This is a genomic window from Novosphingobium bradum, assembly GCF_042646485.1.
In the GTDB taxonomy this organism is placed as follows: domain Bacteria; phylum Pseudomonadota; class Alphaproteobacteria; order Sphingomonadales; family Sphingomonadaceae; genus Novosphingobium; species Novosphingobium bradum.
The window spans coordinates 276,154-294,700 of the sequence record NZ_JBHRTQ010000004.1 but is presented as its reverse complement, the minus strand read 5'-3'; the positions used below and the strand labels follow the sequence as shown (position 1 = coordinate 294,700).

Genomic DNA, 18,547 nt, shown 5'->3' with positions numbered 1-18,547 from the left:
CGACCGATCCCCGCGCAATAGCACGCGCACCTTGGTCATGGCAAAGTGGCGGCCGCGCACTTGTCCGAAACCGGGCAGCCGCACCGCCGTGGTGGCGACAGGGCTCGGCATTTGCGGTATCTTCGCCTGATGCGCCGGCTGGATACCCGTTCGATCCTTGTCGCGCTGGGCGCGTGGAGCCTGGCGCTCGGTCTGGCGCTCGGCTTGCCGGCCGGGCCGGCGCTGGCCGATGGGTCGCAGGTGGCGATGGTCCATGTCGAGAAGGGCGCGCGGCGGTTGTCGCTGGTCGACGGCGAGGGCCGGGTGATGCGGGCTTGGACGGGCCTGCAACTGGGGCCGGCGCCGCTTGGCCCCAAGCACTTTGCCGGCGACGGACGAACGCCGGAAGGCCGCTATGTGATCGACCATGGCAATCCGGCCAGCGCCTACTGGCTTTCGCTGCACATTTCCTATCCCGACGCGGCCGACCGGGCCTATGCGGCGGCGCGCGGGCAATCGCCGGGCGGGGCGATATTCCTCCACGGCCAACCAAATTACCTCCAGAACGGACGAATATCCGGTGACTGGACGGCCGGCTGCATTGCCCTTTCAAACGAGGAAATCGAAGAGCTGTGGGCACTTGTGCCCGATGGCACGCCGATCCAGATAGATCCGTAATGTTCCTTATCAGTGCTTGACCTGATCATCGTTTGTTCTATTCCTGTTCATATTGGAACGGATATCGAACGAAAGGCGTGATCATGGCCAGCGCACCTCTTGCCTTCCCGACAGTGCAATCGCCCGCAGCAGATTTCACCCACCTGGCGGATTTCGCCTATGATGCCCCCGGAGGCCGGCCGGCCGCGGCCGATCTGCCGGGCCGCGCGCCCTCGCTCGCGATCTATGTCGATCGTCCGCACCTGCGCCAGCAGCTGCGCGAGGATGCGCTGGTCGCCGGGTTCCGTGTCACCTTGTGCGAAGGGTTGGCCGCGCTGGCCGCCGGGGTGGGGCGGGGCATGGCCGAAGTCGTGCTGGTCGATTGCCCGGGGCCGGATGCCGTGGGCCTCGCGGCGCTGTCGCGGCTGGATCTGCGCTGTGCCCAAAGCGGGGCGCAGCTGATCGTGGCCACCACCTCGGCCGGGCTGGAAGACGTGTTCGGCTGTGTCGACCAGTCGCAGCCGCAGATCCTGGTCGATGCCGGGGAAACCGAACTCGCCCTGGCCCTGGGCCGCGCCATGGCGCTGGCCCCGGGGCGAGCGGTGCGCGAGATGGCCGACGAGGACCGGATGCAGCTCCTGCGGTTGACCGAGCAGGTCGGCCGGCTGGCTGCCCGGCTGGGTGGCGGCGCTGCCGGCCAAGTGGGCCAAGTGGGCCAGGCGGGCCGGGTGGAAGCGCCGGCGGTGACCTTCCGCGGCGCCTCGGCCGACGACGCGATCCACCTGCGGACCCCGCCGGCGGCCGAGCTGCCCGATGCGCGGATGATTCGCCGCATCCTGCGCCAGCGCCAGCAGCGTGCCCGCTTCTTCGATGCCGAACTGTTCGCCGATCCGGCCTGGGATATGCTGCTCGATCTCACTGCCGCCCGGGCCGAGCACAAGCGCGTGTCGGTCACCTCGCTGTGCATCGCCTCGGGCGTGCCGCCGACCACGGCGCTGCGCTGGATCAGCCAGCTCACCCGTGCCGGCCTGTTCGAACGGGTCGAGGATACCCTCGATCGGCGCCGCGCCTTCATTGGCCTGAGTGAAAAGGCCGCCGATGGGATGGGCCGCTATTTCGAAGCCATCGGCACGGGCGCCTGCGGGCTGACCAGCGCCAGCGGCGCCAACGCCTTGCCGGTCTGAAGTATCACCAGCCGGTTTCCTCCCGCAGGCGTTCCTTGAGCCTCGGCCTGCGGGGGGATCAGCGGCGATGGTCCGGTTGCCGGCGGGAACGTTGCGCCCGCGATCGGCCAGCCCCCCGATCGGCCACCTGCTCTCGGCGCGCTCCGGTCAGGCCATCAGCGGGTTCGGGCTGGGGGCGGCGACTCGGGTCAGGCGGTTGGAATCACGGTGGTGGAAGGGTTCGTCCTGGCCGGTGATCTGCATCACCGTGTCTTCGGCATAGGACCAGGTTCCATCGTCGTGGATGGTGATGGTGATCTCGAAGCTGTCGGTGCGGAAATTGGTTTCGAGATAGGGATTGGAGCAGATCCCGTAGTCGGTCGATCCGCGCGTGGCCGTCAGGGTGAACTGCCTGGCGTCCGGCGCGGCCGTGCCCACGGCCAGCACGGTCTGCCCGCGCGGGATGGTCAGCGAATGCATCACGGTCTGGGTGGCCGGCTCCCACAGCCAGTAGCCCACCTGGTCATGATAGGTGCCCTTCTCGCCCGGCTTGCACATCCAGGTGTGGTAGCGCAGCGCATAGAGCACCTGCGGCCCGTTGTTGCCCGGATCCACCGGCTCCAGCGTGATCCGCTCGAAGAATTCCTGCCGCCGGGGGCCGCTGCGCTTGGGGGCGATGTCCACGCCGCGCGTGCCCTCCCAGGTGCCGGCCAGCGGGGCGAGCGGGCCGAGCAGGGCCAGCGTGTCGATCCCGCAGTCGGGCGAGGCGTAGATGTCGTCGGCATGGTCGGCCATGGTGTCCTCCTGGTGTCGGCCCTGGCTAGCGTGGCCCGCGGGGTCGGTGCAAGCGTTCGCGCGGGGAACGGCACCGGGAGCGGGCGAAGGCATGGTTTGCGGGCAACACCTGGAAGGCTAGCCGGGGGAGGCAGCTTCGCGGAGGCCGATTGGTCCCGGGGAGAGGGGCGCCGGCGGGATGGCACGGCCGCGCGCGTCGGGCTGGCGGAACATCGGCGGGCAGATGACGGGGCAGCGGGCGGACCGGGCAGTAGCGGGCGGACTGGGCTGCGGAAGTTCGGCCCGGTTGCAGGCGGCGGGGATAAGGCCAGCTGGGATAAGGTTGGCCGAGGTGAGGCTGGCTGGAGTGAGGCTGGCCGCTGGCCGACGGGCGGGTGCCGGCGTGGCGTCCGGCGCTGCCGGAAGCGTGCGGCGGCCCAGACCTTGCGCGGCACCGGTGCCAGTGTCCGCCCCCCAAAAGCGGCGCAATTGCGCGTTCCTTTGCTGGGCGTGGCGTGCATCGCGCAGGCTGGCGGAAATCCATCGTCGCTGCGATAAGTTCCCGGCCCCCGGATTGGGGTGTGGCGGGCCGTGGCGACCATGGTGCAGAGCGTGGCCGAGACCCCTTGCCGGAACTGCGGCTTTGACTTGTGAGTGTTTACTACTTACGAGATCGCCCGAATCCCGGAGGCGGCAGCCACGCGGGCCGCTGAGCGATTGGGCGCGGAACAATTGGGAGACCCGAGTTGAGCAACACCTATACGCCCGACGCAGCAACGCAGGTCGATATCTACCGGCGCATGGCCCTGCTCAAGGCGAACGACGAGCGCACCCGCAAGATGGCCACGACCGGCCGGCTGGTGGCCCCCTATTACAGCTATCGCGGGCAGGAAGTGATCCCTTCGGCTATGTCGGCCGTGCTCACCGACGAGGACTATGTCTGCACGATCTACCGCGGCATTCACGATATGCTGGCCAAGGGTATGCCTCTCAAGCAGGTCTGGGCCGAAGTGGCAGGCCGCGTGGATGGCTCGTGCAAGGGCAAGGGTGGTCCGATGCACCTCACCTGCGTCGAGAAGGGCGTGATGGTCACCACCGGCATCGTCGGCTCGTCGATGCCGATCGCCAATGGCCTGGCCTGGTCGGCCAGGCTGGCTGGAAACGGCCGCGTGGCCGTGGCCAATTTCGGTGACGGGGCGTCCAACATCGGCGCCTTCCACGAAGCGCTGAACATGGCCTCGGTGTGGAAGCTGCCGGTGATCTTCGTGTGCCAGAACAACCAGTATGGCGAGCATACGGCCTATGCCAAGTCCACCTCGGCCAGGCAGATCGCCGACCGCGCGATCGGCTATTCGATGCCCGGCGTGCGGGTTGATGGCAACGATCCGCTGGAAATGTACGCCGCCGCCGCCGAGGCGGTTGCCCGCGCCCGCGCCGGCGAAGGGCCGACCCTGATCGAGGCGATGACCTATCGCTTCCACGGCCACGTGCTGGGCGATGATGATTTCTATATGCCCAAGGAAGAAAAGCAGGCCGCGATCGCCGCCGATCCGGTCCCCCGGTTCCGCGCGAAGCTGATCGCCGGGGGACTTGCCGACGAGGCGACCCTGGCGGCGATCGAGGCCCGGATCGAGGCCGATATCGACGAGGCCGTGGAATTTGCCCTGGCATCGCCCCTGCCCGACGTCGCCGAGCTGAAGAGCGACGTCTATGCCGACGGATGCCAGGTTGCCGAGGAGAGCTACGCATGACCGACACCGCGACCCAGAGCCGCCCGGACGGCGCGGCCGTGCAGCAGATCACCATGGGCGGGGCGATCAACCGGGCGCTCGCCGACGCGCTTGAGGCGGACAGCAAGGTCCTGGTCTTCGGCGAGGACGTGGCCGATCCCGAGGGCGGCGGCATCGTTGGCGTGACGCGCGGCCTGTCGGGCCAGTTCGGCGAGGAGCGGGTGCGCTCCACCCCGATCTCCGAGCAGGCGATCATCGGCGCCGCGATCGGCTCGGCGCTTGCCGGCTACAAGCCGGTGGCCGAGATCATGATGATGAACTTCATCACGGTCGCCATGGACATGATCGTCAACCATGCGGCCAAGCTGCGGTTCATGACCGGCGGCCAGACCGGCGTGCCGCTGACCATCCGCACCGCGACCGGGGCCGGCATTTCCGCGGCCGGCCAGCATGGCGACTATTTCGAGGCCTGGTTTGCCCATACCGCCGGACTCAAGGTGGTGGCGCCGTCGACCCCGGCGGATGCCTATGGCCTGCTGCGGACCTGCATCGACGATCCCGATCCGTGCCTGTTCATCGAGAACTTCCCGCTGGGCGGCTCGAAGGGACCGGCCCCGGAAAAGGGCCACCGCATTCCGCTTGGCCAGGGCGTGATCCGCCGTCCGGGCACCGATCTCACGATCGTGAGCTATTCGCGCATGGTGCACGAGGTGGCCAAGGCCGCCGAGACCCTGGCCGGCGAAGGCATTTCGGCCGAGGTGATCGACCTGCGCTCGATCCATCCGTGGGACAAGGACCTGGTGCTCTCCTCGGCTGCGCGGACCGGGCGGCTGCTGGTGGTCCACGAGGCGGTCAAGCCGTTCGGCGTGGGCGCGGAGATCGCCGCGGTGGTCAGCCACGAATTGTTCGGCAAGCTGAAGGCGCCGGTCTACCGGATGGGCTCCAACTTCTCGTCGATTCCGTTTTCCAAGCCGCTCGAAACCGCATTCATGCCCAATGGCGGGACCATCGCGGAAGCGGCGCGCGTCCTCAGCAAGCAAGGGTGATTCCACGATGAGTTCCGAAGTCCTGCTGCCCAAGATCGGCTTTTCGATGACCGAGGGCACGATCTCCGAATGGCTGGTGGCCGATGGCGGCGAGGCGGTTGAAGGCCAGCCGCTGTTCCTGCTGGAAAGCGACAAGTCGGCCAACGAGGTCGAGGCGCCCGCCACCGGTACGCTGCACATCCAGGTCCAGGCGGGCGAGACCTGCGAGGTCGGCACGGTGCTTGCCACCATCGGCTGATCCCGAGGCCGGGCGGGCGCGCCTGCCCGGCAACCAATGACCGACAAGGGGCCGTCACCTTCGTGGTGGCGGCCCCTTGTCGTGCCGGGCCAGTGCGGCGCGGGGCGGCGCTGTTCGGCGCGGGGCGCTTGGAGGGCGGGCGCGGTCGTGCCATCATCGCGCCCAGGCGGCGCTGCTTGCGCCGACCGGACCGGACCGAAGCCGGCCGGCAAGGGAGAGACACGACATGACCAAGGCCAGTCCGGGCGGCATCCTGCTCCACATTCCCACGCTCCAGGGGATCGAGGCCCAGGTGGCCGAATATGGCCCGGTGACCCGGTTGTGGGAGCAGGACGATCCGCTGGCCTTTGCCCGCAGCGAGGCGGGGAAGGCGATCCGCGTGGTGGTGACCATCAGCATTCCCCCGCTCGATCGCGCCCTGCTCGATGCGCTGGAGGGGTTGCAGGCGATCGTCGTGCTGGGCGCGGGCTACGAGAGCATCGATACCGACTGGGCGCGCGAGCGGGGCATCATGGTGGCCAATTCGCCGGGGCTGGGCGCCGAGGACGTGGCCGACGCCGCGTTGGGCATGATGCTGGCCAGCCTGCGCCGGATCGTCGAGGGCGATGCGCTGGTGCGTTCGGGGGGGTGGACCCACAAGTATCGCGGCCCGGCCGGGATCGCGGTGGGCGGGCGGCGGATCGGCATCGTCGGCCTGGGCGCAATCGGCAAGGCCGTGGCGCGGCGCGCGCAGGCGTGTCGGGGCGAGGTGCGCTGGTGGGGGCGCCGGCCCAGGCCCGAGGCGGACTGGCCGCAGATGGCGGACCTGGGCGAACTGGCCGACTGGGCGCAGGTGCTCGTGGTCTGCGTGGCGCTCAACGGCGCGACCCGGCATCTGATTGATGCGGACATCATCCGCCGGTTGGGGCCGGAAGGCCTGCTGGTCAACATCTCGCGCGGGGGCACGGTGGACGAGGACGCCCTGCGCGCGGCCTTGCGCTCGGGCGAACTGGGCATGGCGGCGCTCGACGTGTTCACCACCGAGCCGACCGATCCGGCGCTGTGGGCCGGCGTGCCCAATACCATCCTCACCCCGCATTCGGCCGGCTGGACCATGCAGTCGGTCATCGCCCTGCGCGATCAGGCGGTGGCCAACGTGATCGCCGTGCTGACCGAGGGGCGGGTGCTGACCCCGGTGTCCGAGCTGGCTTGAAGCGCCCTGGAATGCGGGCCGGCTGGCGGACGCGCGCGGCGCCCGCCAGCCGGCCAGTTCCACCTAAGCCTTCAGCGCCGTGGCGAGGGCGCGGACCCGCGCGAGGTTGAAATCCCTGGCGATGGCCGTGTCGGTGACGAAGCGGTCGAACCCGTGGAAGGCGCCCGGGGCCACGTGGCTTTCCACCGGCACGCCGGCTTCGATCAGCGCCCTGGCATAGGCGATATCCTCGCTGACGAAGAGATCGATCGAGCCGACGCCGATCCAGGCCGGCGGCAACCCAGCGAGATCAGTGCGGCGCGCGGGCACGGCCGCGGCGGGAACATCGCGCCCGCCCGGCTTCATGCCGAGGAAGGCGCGCCAGCCGAACTGGTTGTCGGGCACCTTCCAGCCGAAGGCGCCGATCGGATAGGGCACCGCGCGCGACGAGCCGGTGCGATCGTCGAGCATCGGGTAGGTCAGGCACTGGAACGCCACCGGCACCTCGCCCCGGTCGCGCGCGGCGAGCGCCAGCAGGGCCGCGTGGCCGCCGCCAGCGCTTTCGCCCATCACCGCGATGCGGGCCGGATCGATGCCCAGCGCGGGACCATTGCCGTGGAGCCACTTGAGCCCGGCGTAATTGTCTTCGAGCGAACCGCGCCAGGTGGTTTCGGGGGCGAGGCGGTAGTCCACGCTGACGATGCCGCAATCGAGGGTGGCGGCCAGTTCCTGAAGCCAGGCGAGATCGCCGACCACCGAGCCGGCGACATAGCCCCCGCCGTGGGTGTGGAGAATGCCGCCGCGCGCGGCGCCGGCCTTGGCGTTGATCACATAGACCGTGACCTCGGGCTGGCCGGGCGAGCCGGGAATGGCGCGCTTTTCCCAGGGCACCGTGGCGAGTGGCGGGGCGGGCGGGATGACGCCCTTGCGGACCGCCGCAAGGTTGCCGGGGACAAGCTTGGGGAAGCTGTCGATCAGGGGCAGGATCCTGCGGACGAAGGGCCGCAGCTCGGCGTTGATGTACCAGAGCGGATCGGCGTGGGCGGCCGGGCCGGCCAGCGCCAGGCCGGGGCGCAGGGCAGCGGTGGCGGCGGCGGCGAGGGCCAGCCGGGCCATGTCGCGGCGGCGAAGGTTCATGTGGGGTACTCCTGAAATGAAAACGGCTCCCGGTCAGGAAAGCTGACCGGGAGCCGCAATTTGGTCAAACCGTGACCGCGCAGGTCATCAGAAGGTGACGTTCAGGCGCACCCCGCCGTAGCGACGGAAATCGCGCGGCAGCGAGCGGGTCTGGAGACCCGAGACGTTGCCCAGGATCACCCCGCCGATGTCGGCGTAGCCGGCGGTGTGTTCCTTGTCGGTCACGTTGTTGACGAAAGCGGTCAGCTTCCAGTGGTCGTTGTGGTCAAGCAGCGAGGCCGACAGGTTCACGATCCCGTAGGCGTCCTGCTTGTTGGGCGAACCGGGGGAGTCGAAGAACACCTCGGTCTGGTAGGAGGCATCAGCCCGGAACGAGACGTCGAACGGCGCCGAGGGCAGCTTGGCGACATATTCGAACCCGCCGCTCATCTGCCACTCGGGGCTGACGGCCAGGCGCTTGCCGGTCAGGTTCTGCGAACCGCCGACGCAGCCCTGGGCCGCTGTCTGGCCGACGAAGCACTGGGCGCCGGTGTAGTTGCGGTAGGTGGCATCGGTGTAGGCGCCGCTGAAGTTGAGGCTCAGCGCATCGGTGGCCTTCAGCGAGGCTTCGATCTCGAAGCCGCGCGCCCGGACCTTGCCGACGTTGACCAGCTCGAAGATCAGCTGGCTGTTGACCTTCTGCGACAGGTAGTTCTTGAACACCGACGTATAGGCCGCGACGTTCAGCGTCAGCCGGCGATCGAGGAACTGCGTCTTGGCGCCGATCTCGAAGCTGTCGACGCCGCCAGGCGCGGTCGGCGCGATCGGCGTGCCCGAGGGCACCGGGGCATTGAGGTCGAAGCCCATGCCCTGCAGGCCATGGGCGTAGCGCCCATAGAGCATCACATCGGTAACCGGGCGATACTGCAGCGAGATATCGCCGAGCAGGTGTTCGTCGGTGGCCTTGTTGGCCGAGGTGGGACCATTGAGGGTCTGGCTATAGCGCCCGTGGTCGGCGTTGTAGCGCAGGCCGCCCAGGATCGAGACCTGGTCGGTCGCCCGGAACGTGGCACGCGCATAGGCGGCGTAGTTCTTGTACTGGACGAAGGCCTTCGAATTGTAGGGGAAGAAGACCACGCGCTGGAAGGCGGCGTCCTGGTTCGTGGCCGAATAGAACAGGCCCAGGACATAGCTCAGGCGGTCGCTGGCCGGGGAGATCAGGCGCAGTTCCTGGCTCTCGACGGTGAGCTTGCCCTGGCTGCGCTGGGTGCCGTCCCAGCCGGGGAAGAAGTTGAGCGTGAAGGCGTTGACGCCCAGGGCATCCTGGACGGTGTCGTTGTCCTCGCGCTGGTAGCCCGAGATCGACATGAGCTGCAGCTTGCCGATGTCGATCGTGGCGCGCAGGCTACCGCCATAGGAATTGGTGTGCTGGAAGACCGGCGCCGTGCTGTTCACCAGCTGGTTGTGCCGATCGAACACGATCCCGCCCGGCGTCAAGTCGCCGAAGGCGAAGGCCGGCGGGAGAGCGCCCGAGACCAGCGCGCCGGCACCGAAGTACTGGTAGAGCGGGGTGCCCTGCTGTTCGTTGAGGTGCTGGTAGTAGCCCATGGCCTGGATGGTCACGCCTTCGGCCGGGCGCAGTTCAAGCCGGCCGCGAACGCCGTAGGACTGCTTGCCTTCCTTCTTGTTGGTGGCAAGGTTGCGGATGTTGCCCGCCCAGTCGTTGTAATAGCCCGACAGGCTGGCGCCGGCGTTGTCGCCGAGCGGCCCGGACACGAACAGCGCGGTGCGGTATTCCTGGTCGGTGGTCACGGTCTGGCTGGCATCGACCTTGAGGGTCTTGCTCGGCCCGCGGGTGACGATGTTGATGAGGCCGGCGGCCGAGTTGCGACCGCTGATGGTCGACTGCGGGCCGCGAAGAACCTCGATCCGCTCGATATCGACCAGTTCGTTGAAGCCGCGGGCGTCGACCGGCTGGGGCAGATCGTCGATCACGACGCCGACGGCGGCGGGGATGCCCGCGCTGATGTTGTTCGAGAACACGCCGCGCACCGCGATGGTGGAGTGCGACTGGCCGGTGCTCGAAGTCATCGCCAGGCCGGGGACGGCCCGCTGCAGATCCTCAAGCCGGGTCACGCCCTGGCGTTCGAGGGCGGTGTTGTTGACCACCGCGATCGAGGAGGGAACCTCCTGAACGCGCTCCGTGCGCTTGTTGGCGGTGACGATGATCTCGGAGCCGGCGGCTCCCGATTCGTCAGCCGCCTGGGCATGGGCGATGCCCGGAAGCGAGAGCACGGCCAGCGCCGCGGCGGATGTCAAAAAGTAGGCCTTCATCATTTCCTCCCGGATGCAGATGATTCTGTCACCTTCGCTCATAACCGCGCATGATCATTCAATCAAGTTTGATTGTTAAGTCGTGGTTGATTTTTCCGGGCGCGGCGATAGCCCATGCGTCGCCCGGGCCGTTCCGGGCACAGGAATCCAGGGCGGAACCGCGCGGAATGACCCAATTGCCTTCTTCCGAACCTGCCAGGGCGGCCGCGAGGCCCGTTCGCCGCAGCCAGGCCAGGCGAACCGCCGATACCCGCCTCGCCCTGGTCGAGGCGGCGATCCGGCTGCTGTGCCGGGTGGGCTACGCCGGGACGACGACCCTGGCGATTCCCGAGGAAGCCGGGCTGAGCCGCGGCGCCTTCCAGCACCAGTTCGGGACCAAGGCGGCCTTGATGATCGAGGTGGTCAAGCACGTCTATGCCGAAGAATTGCTTGAATATCGCAGATACTTCAATGGAAAGCCGAATCTCGACCTGTCGGATTTCCCTGCGGTCATCTGGGAGATCAGCCGGCGCCCGTCGGCCATTGCCGTGCTCGAGATCCTCAACGGCTGCCGCAACGATCCCCAGTTGGCCGAACAGTTGATGCCGATCCAGGACGAGATCGAGCGCAATTCGATCGAGAACCTGATGGGAGCCTTGCGTATCAACCAGGCCGCGCCCGTGGCGATCGACATGGAAGCGGCCAAGCACGCCGTGCGCCTGATCGTCTGGTCGGCGCGGGGGCTGTCGATCATGATGGGCATGGGCAAGTCGCAGGCGGAGCTGGCCGGGAGCGTGGCCCTGCTGGAGTCGCTCCTGCGGTCGGGCCAGGGCGAATGGATGCGCGTGCATGGCGCGCCCGTGCCGGCCTGAACCGAAGCGCCGGCCCCGGCCGGCTCCGGCTCCGGCTCAGTCGCGCCAGGTGCGGGCGGCCAGCCTGACCTTGCGCGGCGCGCCGATGGCCTCGGCATTCTCGCCCAGCGCGAAGGCATAGGTGCCGCCGGCGATCGCCCACTTGCCGTCCTTCCAGTCGGCCAGCAGGCGCGGGTCGATCGCCAGGCTGACCGTCTTGCGCTCGCCCGGTTGCAGGTCCACCCGCTGGAACCCCGCCAGCCGCAGGCAGGGCTTGCCGTTGCGATCGACCAGGTAGAGCTGGGCGGTGGTTGCGCCCGCGCGCTGGCCGGTATTGGCCACCACGAAGGAGGCGGTCTTGCCGTTGGTGGTCAGGCCGCTGGTGGCGAAGGTGGAGTAGGACAGGCCGAAGCCGAAGGGGAACAGCGCCTTCTGGCCGCGCCGGGCGTTCCAGCGATAGCCCACGTCGGAGCCTTCGATGCCGTAGTCGACGGTGAGCCGGGCATCGGGGGTGGGCGGCGTGCCGGAAAAATCAGGTTCGAACGCGTCGTAGCCGTCGAGCCGGGGGCGCGGCAGCTGGTCGACACTGGCCGGGAAGGTGATCGGCAGGCGTCCGGAGGGATTGGTCTGCCCGAACAGGACCGAGGCGATGGCCTCGCCGCCGCGCGCGCCCGGATACCACGCCTGGATCACCGCCGCGGTCTTGCCCAGCCACGGCATCACCACGGGGTTGCCCGTTTCCAGCACCACGATGGTGTTCGGATTGGCCTCGGCCACGGCGGCAATCAGGGCGTCCTGGTTGTCGGGGAGCGAGAGGTCGGGGGCATCATAGCCTTCGGTCGCCCACTTGGTGGCGAAGATGATGGCGACATCGGCTGCGCGCGCCTGTTCCACCGCATCGCGGACATAGCGCGAATCGCGGAAGCGGACATCGGCCTGCGGGGCCAGCGCCTTGATCGCGGCGAGCGGCGAGGAGCGGTGGTACTGCTCCGAAACGAACGCGCCCCACGGCCCGGTCCCGGCAACGGGGACAACCAGGGCCGGCCCGCCCGGCCCATGGACCTGGCTCGATCCCGCTCCCGACAGCACGCCCTGATCGGCATGGCCGCCGATTACCGCGATGCGCCGCGCGGTTGCCGCCAGTGGCAGGACATTGCGGGTGTTCCGCAGCAGGACGATGCCCTGCCGGGCGGTTTCCAGCGCGATCTCGCTGTTGGCTGCAAGGTCGATCGCCCCGCCCGGCCTGGCCGGATGCTTGTCGAGGTCATTGGCGTAGATCGCCCAGAGCACCCGCCGGTTCATGTCGTCGACCCGCGCGGCATAGCGCGGATCGCTGGCCGCCGCCTGGCTGAGCGGCTTGTCGAAGAACACCGCTGGATCAAGCTGCGCGCCCGACTGCTGGTCCAGCCCGCCGAGCGCGGCATCGAGCGCCGGCACCGCGCCCCAGTCCGACATGACGAAGCCCTTGTAGCCCCAGTCCTGCTTGAGCACCCTGGTGAGCAGGTAGTCGCTGGCGCAGGCCTGCTGTCCGTGGACGCGGTTGTAGGCGCACATCACCGAGCCGGGCTGGCCGATCTCGATACCGATCCGGAAGGCCAGCAGGTCACTCTCGCGCGCGGCGGCATCGGGGATCCGCACGTCGGCGAACTTGCGCCCGGTTTCCTGGCCGTTGAGGGCGAAGTGCTTGATGGTCGAGATCACGTGGTTCGACTGGATCCCGCGAATGCTGTGGCCGACCAGGACGCCGGTGAGCAGCGGATCTTCGGAGAGATATTCGAAGGTGCGGCCGTTGCGCGGATCGCGCATCAGGTTGGCGCCGCCGGCCAGCAGCACGTTGAAACCCTTGGCGCGGGTTTCGGCGCCCAGCATCCGGCCGCCCCGTTCGAGCAGGTCCGGGTTCCAGCTGGCGGCCATGGCCAGGCCCGAGGGCATGGCGGTGGCCCCGTCGCGGCGCAGGCCCATGACATAGGCAACGCCCAGGCTCGCATCGGTTTCGGTGAGCGCGGGAACGCCAAGCCGCGCGATGCCCCCCACATAGCCGGCGCCGGGAATGGCCTCGGCGGGAACCGGAGGCGGGGTCGGGCCGATCGGCAGCGGCATGATGCCGTGGGTCAGCACCGTCTTTTCCGCCGGGGTCATCGCCTTCACCGTGGCTTCGGCGCGCCGCCAGGCCTCGTCGGGGCCAGGCGCGGCGGCGAGGGGGCTGCCCATCAGGGCAATCAGGGCGCTGCCGGCGGCGAGGACGATACGCATGGATCGAGAAACCCTTTCAGCCGGATGCACGATGCAATCGCGGTGGTCGGGCCGTTGGCTATCACCGTATTTATATGCATTCAAGATTGAATGTTTTTGGCAAACGGATGTTCGATGCCGCTCAAGCGGCGCCATCGGCTCGGGCTGGGGGTGACCGGGATGACATTATCGCCATGGCAATCGGGAGCCAGGATCGGCGACTTCGCTCCATCGCGCGCGGGACCGGTGGCGCGTGCCCCCAGCCATGCCTCCAAATCTTGCGGATTGCGGGGGAACGTCGGCAATCGTCCAGCGACAACGCGGGACGCTGAATGGCAGATTTCTGTGGGTTTGACGACCCCCGAGGGGTAATCTGACACTGGAAAATGGTGCCCAGAAGAGGACTCGAACCTCCACGCCCTTGCGAGCGCCAGCACCTGAAGCTGGTGCGTCTACCAATTCCGCCATCTGGGCACGGGCAGCGGGCCAAGTCGCTCGCTGCGAGGTAGGAGGGCGCCTCTAGGGTAGGCGTGCGGGGGTGTCAACACGGTTGGCGGCGCCTGTGTGACGAATTTTCAGCGCGCCTCCGCCAGCAGGGTGGCCGTCTCGGCGCCAGACCAGTCATGCTCGCCCACGAAGCGCCAGACTTCGCGGCCCTGGCTGTCGTAGAGCACGGTCGTCGGCAGGGTGCCGGTGGCATAGTGGAACGACAGGTCGTTCTGCGGATCGAGCCACGGCTCCAGCTTCGCCAGCCCCTTGGCCTTGAGGAACTGCGCGACCTTGCCCGGCTCGCCCGAATCCTGCGAGACGGTGATCACGCGCAGCTTGCCGCTCAGCGCCAATGCTTCCAGCGTGGGCAGCTCGGTGACGCAGGGCGCGCACCAGGTGGCCCACAGGTTCACGAGGAAGGGCTTGCCGGCAAGGCTCGCCAGGGCCAGCTTGCGCCCGGCCGGATCGGCCAGGACCAGGGTCGGGGCGAGGCTGCCCTTGTGGCTGCGGTCGATCCCCTTGGCCGGTTCGGCCGCGGCCGGCGCGGTCGCGGCCGACGAGCCGCCTTGCGCGTCCGCGCCGCCTTGCCTATCGCACCCCCCCATGGCCAGCAGGCAACAGCCAAGGACAACGAGCTTGAGCGAGCGGGACGACAACAAGGCGGGTTCCAATCAGATGTGGGGCGGGCGCTTCGCGCAGGGGCCTTCGGCGATCATGCGCGAGATAAATGCCTCGATCCCCTTCGACAAGGCGTTGTGGCGGCAGGACATCGCCGCGTCCAAGGCCCATGTGGCCATGCTGGGCGCGCAGGGCATCGTCAGCCCCGAGGACGCGGCCCTGATCGCTGGCGGGCTGGACCAGGTGGCGGCCGAATACGCGGCCAGCGGGGTTCCCGAGAACTGGGATCTCGAAGACATCCACATGACCACCGAGAGCCGGCTGGCCGAGCTGATCGGCCCGGCGGCGGGTCGCCTGCACACCGCGCGCAGCCGCAACGACCAGGTGGCGACCGATTTTCGCCTGTGGGTGCGGGAGGCCTGCGAACAGGCCGATGCGGGCCTCAAGGCCTTGCAGGAGGCGCTGGTGATCCGCGCGGGCGAGCACGCCCGCTCGATCATGCCCGGCTTCACCCACCTGCAGACCGCGCAACCGGTTACCCTGGGCCATCACCTGCTGGCCTATTACGAGATGGCCGCGCGCGACCGGTCGCGCTTTGCCGATGCGCGCGAGCGGATGAACCGCTGCCCGCTGGGCTCGGCGGCGCTGGCCGGCACCGGCTTTCCGATCGATCGCACGGCCACGGCCGCCGCGCTCGGCTTCGACGGGCCGACCGCCAACAGCCTCGATGCCGTGTCGGACCGCGATTTCGCGCTCGACTACTTGATGAGCGCGGCGCAAACCGCGCTGCACCTCTCGCGGCTGGCCGAGGAATTCATCATCTGGGCGAGCCAGCCCTTCGGCTTCGTGCGCCTGCCCGACAGCCTGTCGACCGGCAGCTCGATCATGCCGCAGAAGAAGAACCCCGATGCCGCCGAACTGGTGCGCGGCCATTCCGGACGGATCGTCGGCAGCCTGACCGCGCTGATGATCACGATGAAGGGCCTGCCGCTGGCCTATTCCAAGGATATGCAGGACGACAAGCCGCCGGTGTTCGAGGCCGCCTCGCTGCTCACCCTGTGCCTGGCCGCGATGACCGGGATGGTCGCGGCCACCGAGTTCCGCACCGACCGGATGCGGGCGGCGGCGGAACTGGGCTATGCCACGGCGACTGATCTGGCCGACTGGCTGGTGCGCCAGGCGAACATTCCCTTCCGCGAGGCCCATCACATCACTGGCGCCGCGGTGAAGCTGGCGGAAAGCCGGGGCGTGGCGCTGGATCAGCTCCCGCTGGCCGACCTGCAAGCCATCGACGCGCGGATCGACGAGCGGGTCTATGCCGCGCTCTCGGTCGAGGCTTCTGTGGCGGCGCGTTGCAGCCATGGCGGAACCGCGCCCGAACAGGTAGAACAGCGCGTGGCCGAGGCGCGCGCGGCGCTGGGCCTTGGCTGAACGTTTCGCAAAGAGGCCCGACCCGATGCGCCTGCTCGCCCCGCTTGCTCTCCTGCCCGCCCTTTTGGCGCTGGTGTCCTGCGGGCAGACCGCGGAGCTGAAACCGCGCGCGGGCCGCGACCTGCCGGTGGCGCCGCTGGGCCGGGGCGATCGGCCCAAGCCCAGCGAGCTGATGGTGCCCACCCCCCAGGCCTCGCCCGAACGCAGTGTGGAATTGCGTAGCCGTTCCGAACCGCGCGAGGATGACCCTTTCGATCTGCCTCCGCAGGGTTGATCATTCCCGGTCGCGCAGGCCGGCTTACAGGACCGACGATGGATCATTTCGCATACAAGGCCGGCGTGCTTCATGCCGAGGACGTTCCGCTTCCGGCGATTGCCGCCGAGGTCGGCACCCCGGTCTACGTCTATTCGCGCGCCACGCTGACCCGCCATGCGCGGGTGTTCCTCGATGGGCTTGCGGCCCTGCCGAGCAAGCACGTGGCCTTCGCGGTCAAGTCGAACCCCAATGTCGCCGTGCTGCGCGTGCTGGCGCGCGAAGGGCTGGGGGCCGACGTGGTCTCGGCCGGCGAGATGGACCGGGCGCTGGCCGCCGGAATGCCGGCCCGGGGCATCGTCTTTTCGGGCGTGGGCAAGACCCTGGCCGAAATGCGCCGGGCGCTGGAGGCCGGGATCGGCCAGTTCAACCTCGAGAGCGAGGAAGAGGGCGTGGAGCTGGCCCGGCTCGCCGCGTCGATGGGGCTGGTCGCCAGCGCTGCCCTGCGCGTCAATCCCGATGTCGATGCCGGCACCCACGGCAAGATTTCCACCGGCAAGGCCGAGAACAAGTTCGGCGTGCCCTATGATCGCGCGGCCGGGATCTATGGCCGGCTCGCCGTCCTGCCGGGCCTGGAGATGCGCGGACTGGCGGTCCACATCGGCAGCCAGCTCGCCAGCCTCGCCCCGCTTGAAGCCGCCTTCGTCAAGATGGGCGAGCTGATGCGCGCCATCCGGGCGGGCGGCGATGCGATCACCCACATGGACCTGGGTGGCGGGGTCGGCGTGCCCTACAAGGCCGGCGAGGTCTTCCCGACGCCGGCCGAATACGGCGCTATGGTCGCGAGGGTCACGGCCGATTGGGGGGTAACCTTGATGTTCGAGCCGGGCCGGGTGATCTCGGGCAATTCCGGCGTGCTGGTGACCGAGGTCGTCCGGGTGAAGGAGGGGGTTTCCGCCCCCTTCGTGGTGGTGGACGCGGCGATGAACGATCTGGCCCGTCCTGCGCTCTACGATGCCTGGCACGATTTCCTGGCCGTGGTGCCCAATGGGGCCAGGATGGTGGCCAACATTGTCGGCCCCATCTGCGAAACCTCCGACACTTTCGCCATGGGCCGCGAGATCGATGCGGTGGGGCCGGGCGATCTTGCCGTGTTCCGCACCGCCGGAGCCTATGGCGCCACCATGGCCAACACCTACAATTCCCGCTCGCTGGTGCCCGAGGTGATGGTCGATGGCGATCGCTGGGCGGTGGTTGCCGAGCGGATCGATCCGGCCACGATCCTCGCCGCCGAACACGTTCCCGACTGGCTCGGCTGAGCGGCCGGGCGGGGGGCTTCGACAAGCCCGGCCCGAGCGGGTAAGGGGATTATTCACAAACCCCGCTCACCCCGAGCCTGTCGAAGGGTGTCGCGCAACGCCGGTTCACCCCATGACCCTTGCCACCCTGCCGCTCTACCACCGCATCGCCGGCCAGCCGGTGATCGTGCTGGGCGAGGGGGAGGCGGCCGAGGCCAAGCGCCGGCTGGTCGAGCGCGCGGGCGGCGACGTGATCACCCACCTGCAGGAAGGCATCGATCGCGGCGCGCTGCTGGCCTTCGTGGCCCATGCCGATGCCGGCGCCGCCGAGGCCGATGCGATCCGCCTGCGCGGCGCGGGCTTGCTGGTCAACGTGGTCGATCGTCCGGCGCTGTGCGACTTCACCGTGCCGAGCCTGCTCGAACGCGGGCCGGTGCTGGTCGCGGTCGGCACGGGCGGGGTTTCCGCCGGGCTGGCCAAGGCGCTGCGGCTGCGGCTGGAGGCCTTGCTGCCGCCGGGGCTGGGCACACTGGCCGAGGGGCTGGGCCGGGCGCGCGCGGCCCTGCGCGCGCGCTTTCCCGATGCCGGCGCGCGCCGCCGCGCGCTCGATGCGGCGCTGGCGGCAGGTGGCCCGCTCGATCCGCTCGATCCGGCCAGCGCCGACCGGGTATCCGGCTGGCTGGACGGCGCGGAAGCCGGCGGGGAAACCGGGATCGGCGCGGTGGCCGAGATCGTCCTGCGGAGCCTCGATCCCGATGACCTGACCCTGCGCGAGGCGCGGCTGCTCGGGTCGGCCGACCTTGTGGCGCACGAACCCGGCGTGCCCGAGGCGGTGCTGCTGCGCGCCAGGGCCGATGCGGCGCGGCGGATGATCCCTCCGGATGGCGCGGTGCCCGCGTGGGACGGCTTAATTATCCGAGTAAAATCACCTAGATAAAATCGATTACAGGCTTTTAATTTCTGTCCCCCCGCCGCTGCCGCCACCCTTGGCCGGCGCGGGGCGAGGTGTCCTGCGCGCAACCAGGGGACCCCTCATGAACCTTCCCAAGATCGACGTTTCGAGCCTGCCCGACCTTTCCGCCGCCACCGGCGTGTTCGGCAGCCTCGTCCACAAGGGCCTGATGTTCGCCGATGATTCGTGGATCATCGTGATGACCTTCCTCTACGACGCGACTCACCGCTGAGGCC

General features: G+C 68.9%; 17 protein-coding genes and 1 tRNA gene. 12 read left to right on the top strand and 6 right to left on the bottom strand.

Features of this window, described 5'->3' with window-relative positions; translation table 11 throughout:
- Positions 1–129: 129 nt before the first annotated feature.
- Together ACFOD9_RS04850 and ACFOD9_RS04845 are read left to right on the top strand one after the other, a co-directional pair.
- Positions 130–657 carry a L,D-transpeptidase family protein gene (locus ACFOD9_RS04850; RefSeq protein WP_379508955.1) on the top strand — a complete coding sequence of 176 codons (528 nt, stop codon included), beginning with the start codon at positions 130–132 and terminating at the stop codon, positions 655–657.
- Between the two features lie 83 nt (positions 658–740).
- Positions 741–1,820 (top strand): MarR family transcriptional regulator, encoded by a 1,080-nt coding sequence (locus ACFOD9_RS04845; RefSeq protein ID WP_379508954.1) that lies wholly within the window; start codon positions 741–743, stop codon positions 1,818–1,820.
- Between the two features lie 147 nt (positions 1,821–1,967).
- Here the strand turns inward: ACFOD9_RS04845 and ACFOD9_RS04840 are convergent, their stop codons facing one another.
- Complete coding sequence (locus ACFOD9_RS04840) at positions 1,968–2,594, bottom strand: heme-binding beta-barrel domain-containing protein (RefSeq protein ID WP_379508953.1); 627 nt, start codon at positions 2,592–2,594, stop codon at positions 1,968–1,970.
- 779 nt (positions 2,595–3,373) lie between these two features.
- Between ACFOD9_RS04840 and ACFOD9_RS04835 the strand changes: the two genes are divergently transcribed.
- The 4 genes from ACFOD9_RS04835 to ACFOD9_RS04820 all read left to right on the top strand — a co-directional run bounded on the left by ACFOD9_RS04835 (position 3,374) and on the right by ACFOD9_RS04820 (position 6,779).
- Complete coding sequence (locus tag ACFOD9_RS04835) at positions 3,374–4,324, top strand: thiamine pyrophosphate-dependent dehydrogenase E1 component subunit alpha (RefSeq protein WP_379509011.1); 951 nt, start codon at positions 3,374–3,376, stop codon at positions 4,322–4,324.
- Positions 4,321–5,349, top strand: coding sequence for an alpha-ketoacid dehydrogenase subunit beta (locus ACFOD9_RS04830; RefSeq protein ID WP_379508952.1), 1,029 nt, complete (start codon positions 4,321–4,323; stop codon positions 5,347–5,349). The genes ACFOD9_RS04835 and ACFOD9_RS04830 overlap by 4 nt, the downstream gene beginning before the upstream one ends.
- A 7-nt stretch (positions 5,350–5,356) precedes the next feature.
- Positions 5,357–5,587 carry a biotin/lipoyl-containing protein gene (locus ACFOD9_RS04825; protein WP_379508951.1) on the top strand — a complete coding sequence of 77 codons (231 nt, stop codon included), beginning with the start codon at positions 5,357–5,359 and terminating at the stop codon, positions 5,585–5,587.
- 226 nt (positions 5,588–5,813) lie between these two features.
- Positions 5,814–6,779, top strand: coding sequence for a 2-hydroxyacid dehydrogenase (locus ACFOD9_RS04820; RefSeq protein WP_379508950.1), 966 nt, complete (start codon positions 5,814–5,816; stop codon positions 6,777–6,779).
- Between the two features lie 63 nt (positions 6,780–6,842).
- Here ACFOD9_RS04820 and ACFOD9_RS04815 read toward each other — a convergent pair whose 3' ends face one another.
- Together ACFOD9_RS04815 and ACFOD9_RS04810 are read right to left on the bottom strand one after the other, a co-directional pair.
- Positions 6,843–7,895, bottom strand: a complete 1,053-nt coding sequence (locus ACFOD9_RS04815; RefSeq protein WP_379508949.1) for an alpha/beta hydrolase — start codon at positions 7,893–7,895, stop codon at positions 6,843–6,845.
- 87 nt (positions 7,896–7,982) lie between these two features.
- A complete protein-coding gene (locus ACFOD9_RS04810) occupies positions 7,983–10,208 on the bottom strand; it encodes a TonB-dependent receptor (protein ID WP_379508948.1) in 2,226 nt (741 codons plus the stop codon).
- Between the two features lie 167 nt (positions 10,209–10,375).
- On the opposite strand from ACFOD9_RS04810, the gene ACFOD9_RS04805 reads away from it, so the two are divergent.
- Positions 10,376–11,059 (top strand): TetR/AcrR family transcriptional regulator, encoded by a 684-nt coding sequence (locus ACFOD9_RS04805; RefSeq protein WP_379508947.1) that lies wholly within the window; start codon positions 10,376–10,378, stop codon positions 11,057–11,059.
- 36 nt (positions 11,060–11,095) lie between these two features.
- Here ACFOD9_RS04805 and ACFOD9_RS04800 read toward each other — a convergent pair whose 3' ends face one another.
- The 3 genes from ACFOD9_RS04800 to ACFOD9_RS04790 all read right to left on the bottom strand — a co-directional run bounded on the left by ACFOD9_RS04800 (position 11,096) and on the right by ACFOD9_RS04790 (position 14,418).
- A complete protein-coding gene (locus ACFOD9_RS04800) occupies positions 11,096–13,291 on the bottom strand; it encodes a beta-glucosidase family protein (RefSeq protein WP_379508946.1) in 2,196 nt (731 codons plus the stop codon).
- A gap of 366 nt (positions 13,292–13,657) precedes the next feature.
- A tRNA-Leu gene (locus ACFOD9_RS04795) sits at positions 13,658–13,744 on the bottom strand.
- Positions 13,745–13,845: 101 nt separating this feature from the next.
- Positions 13,846–14,418 (bottom strand): TlpA family protein disulfide reductase, encoded by a 573-nt coding sequence (locus ACFOD9_RS04790; protein WP_379508945.1) that lies wholly within the window; start codon positions 14,416–14,418, stop codon positions 13,846–13,848.
- 16 nt (positions 14,419–14,434) lie between these two features.
- Here ACFOD9_RS04790 and argH point away from each other — a divergent pair, with 16 nt between their 5' ends.
- From argH to ACFOD9_RS04765, 5 genes are all read left to right on the top strand, one after another.
- Complete coding sequence (argH, locus tag ACFOD9_RS04785) at positions 14,435–15,808, top strand: argininosuccinate lyase (RefSeq protein WP_379509010.1); 1,374 nt, start codon at positions 14,435–14,437, stop codon at positions 15,806–15,808.
- Between the two features lie 25 nt (positions 15,809–15,833).
- The gene (locus ACFOD9_RS04780) at positions 15,834–16,082 is read left to right on the top strand and encodes a hypothetical protein (RefSeq protein ID WP_379508944.1); all 249 of its coding nucleotides are present in this window, start codon (positions 15,834–15,836) and stop codon (positions 16,080–16,082) included.
- A 38-nt stretch (positions 16,083–16,120) separates the two neighbouring features.
- Positions 16,121–17,380, top strand: a complete 1,260-nt coding sequence (gene lysA, locus ACFOD9_RS04775; protein WP_379508943.1) for a diaminopimelate decarboxylase — start codon at positions 16,121–16,123, stop codon at positions 17,378–17,380.
- Positions 17,381–17,492: 112 nt separating this feature from the next.
- Positions 17,493–18,296, top strand: a complete 804-nt coding sequence (locus ACFOD9_RS04770) for a precorrin-2 dehydrogenase/sirohydrochlorin ferrochelatase family protein (RefSeq protein WP_379508942.1) — start codon at positions 17,493–17,495, stop codon at positions 18,294–18,296.
- Between the two features lie 97 nt (positions 18,297–18,393).
- Positions 18,394–18,543: a hypothetical protein gene (locus ACFOD9_RS04765; protein WP_379508941.1), complete on the top strand. Its 150-nt coding sequence runs from the start codon at positions 18,394–18,396 to the stop codon at positions 18,541–18,543.
- Positions 18,544–18,547 lie beyond the last annotated feature (4 nt).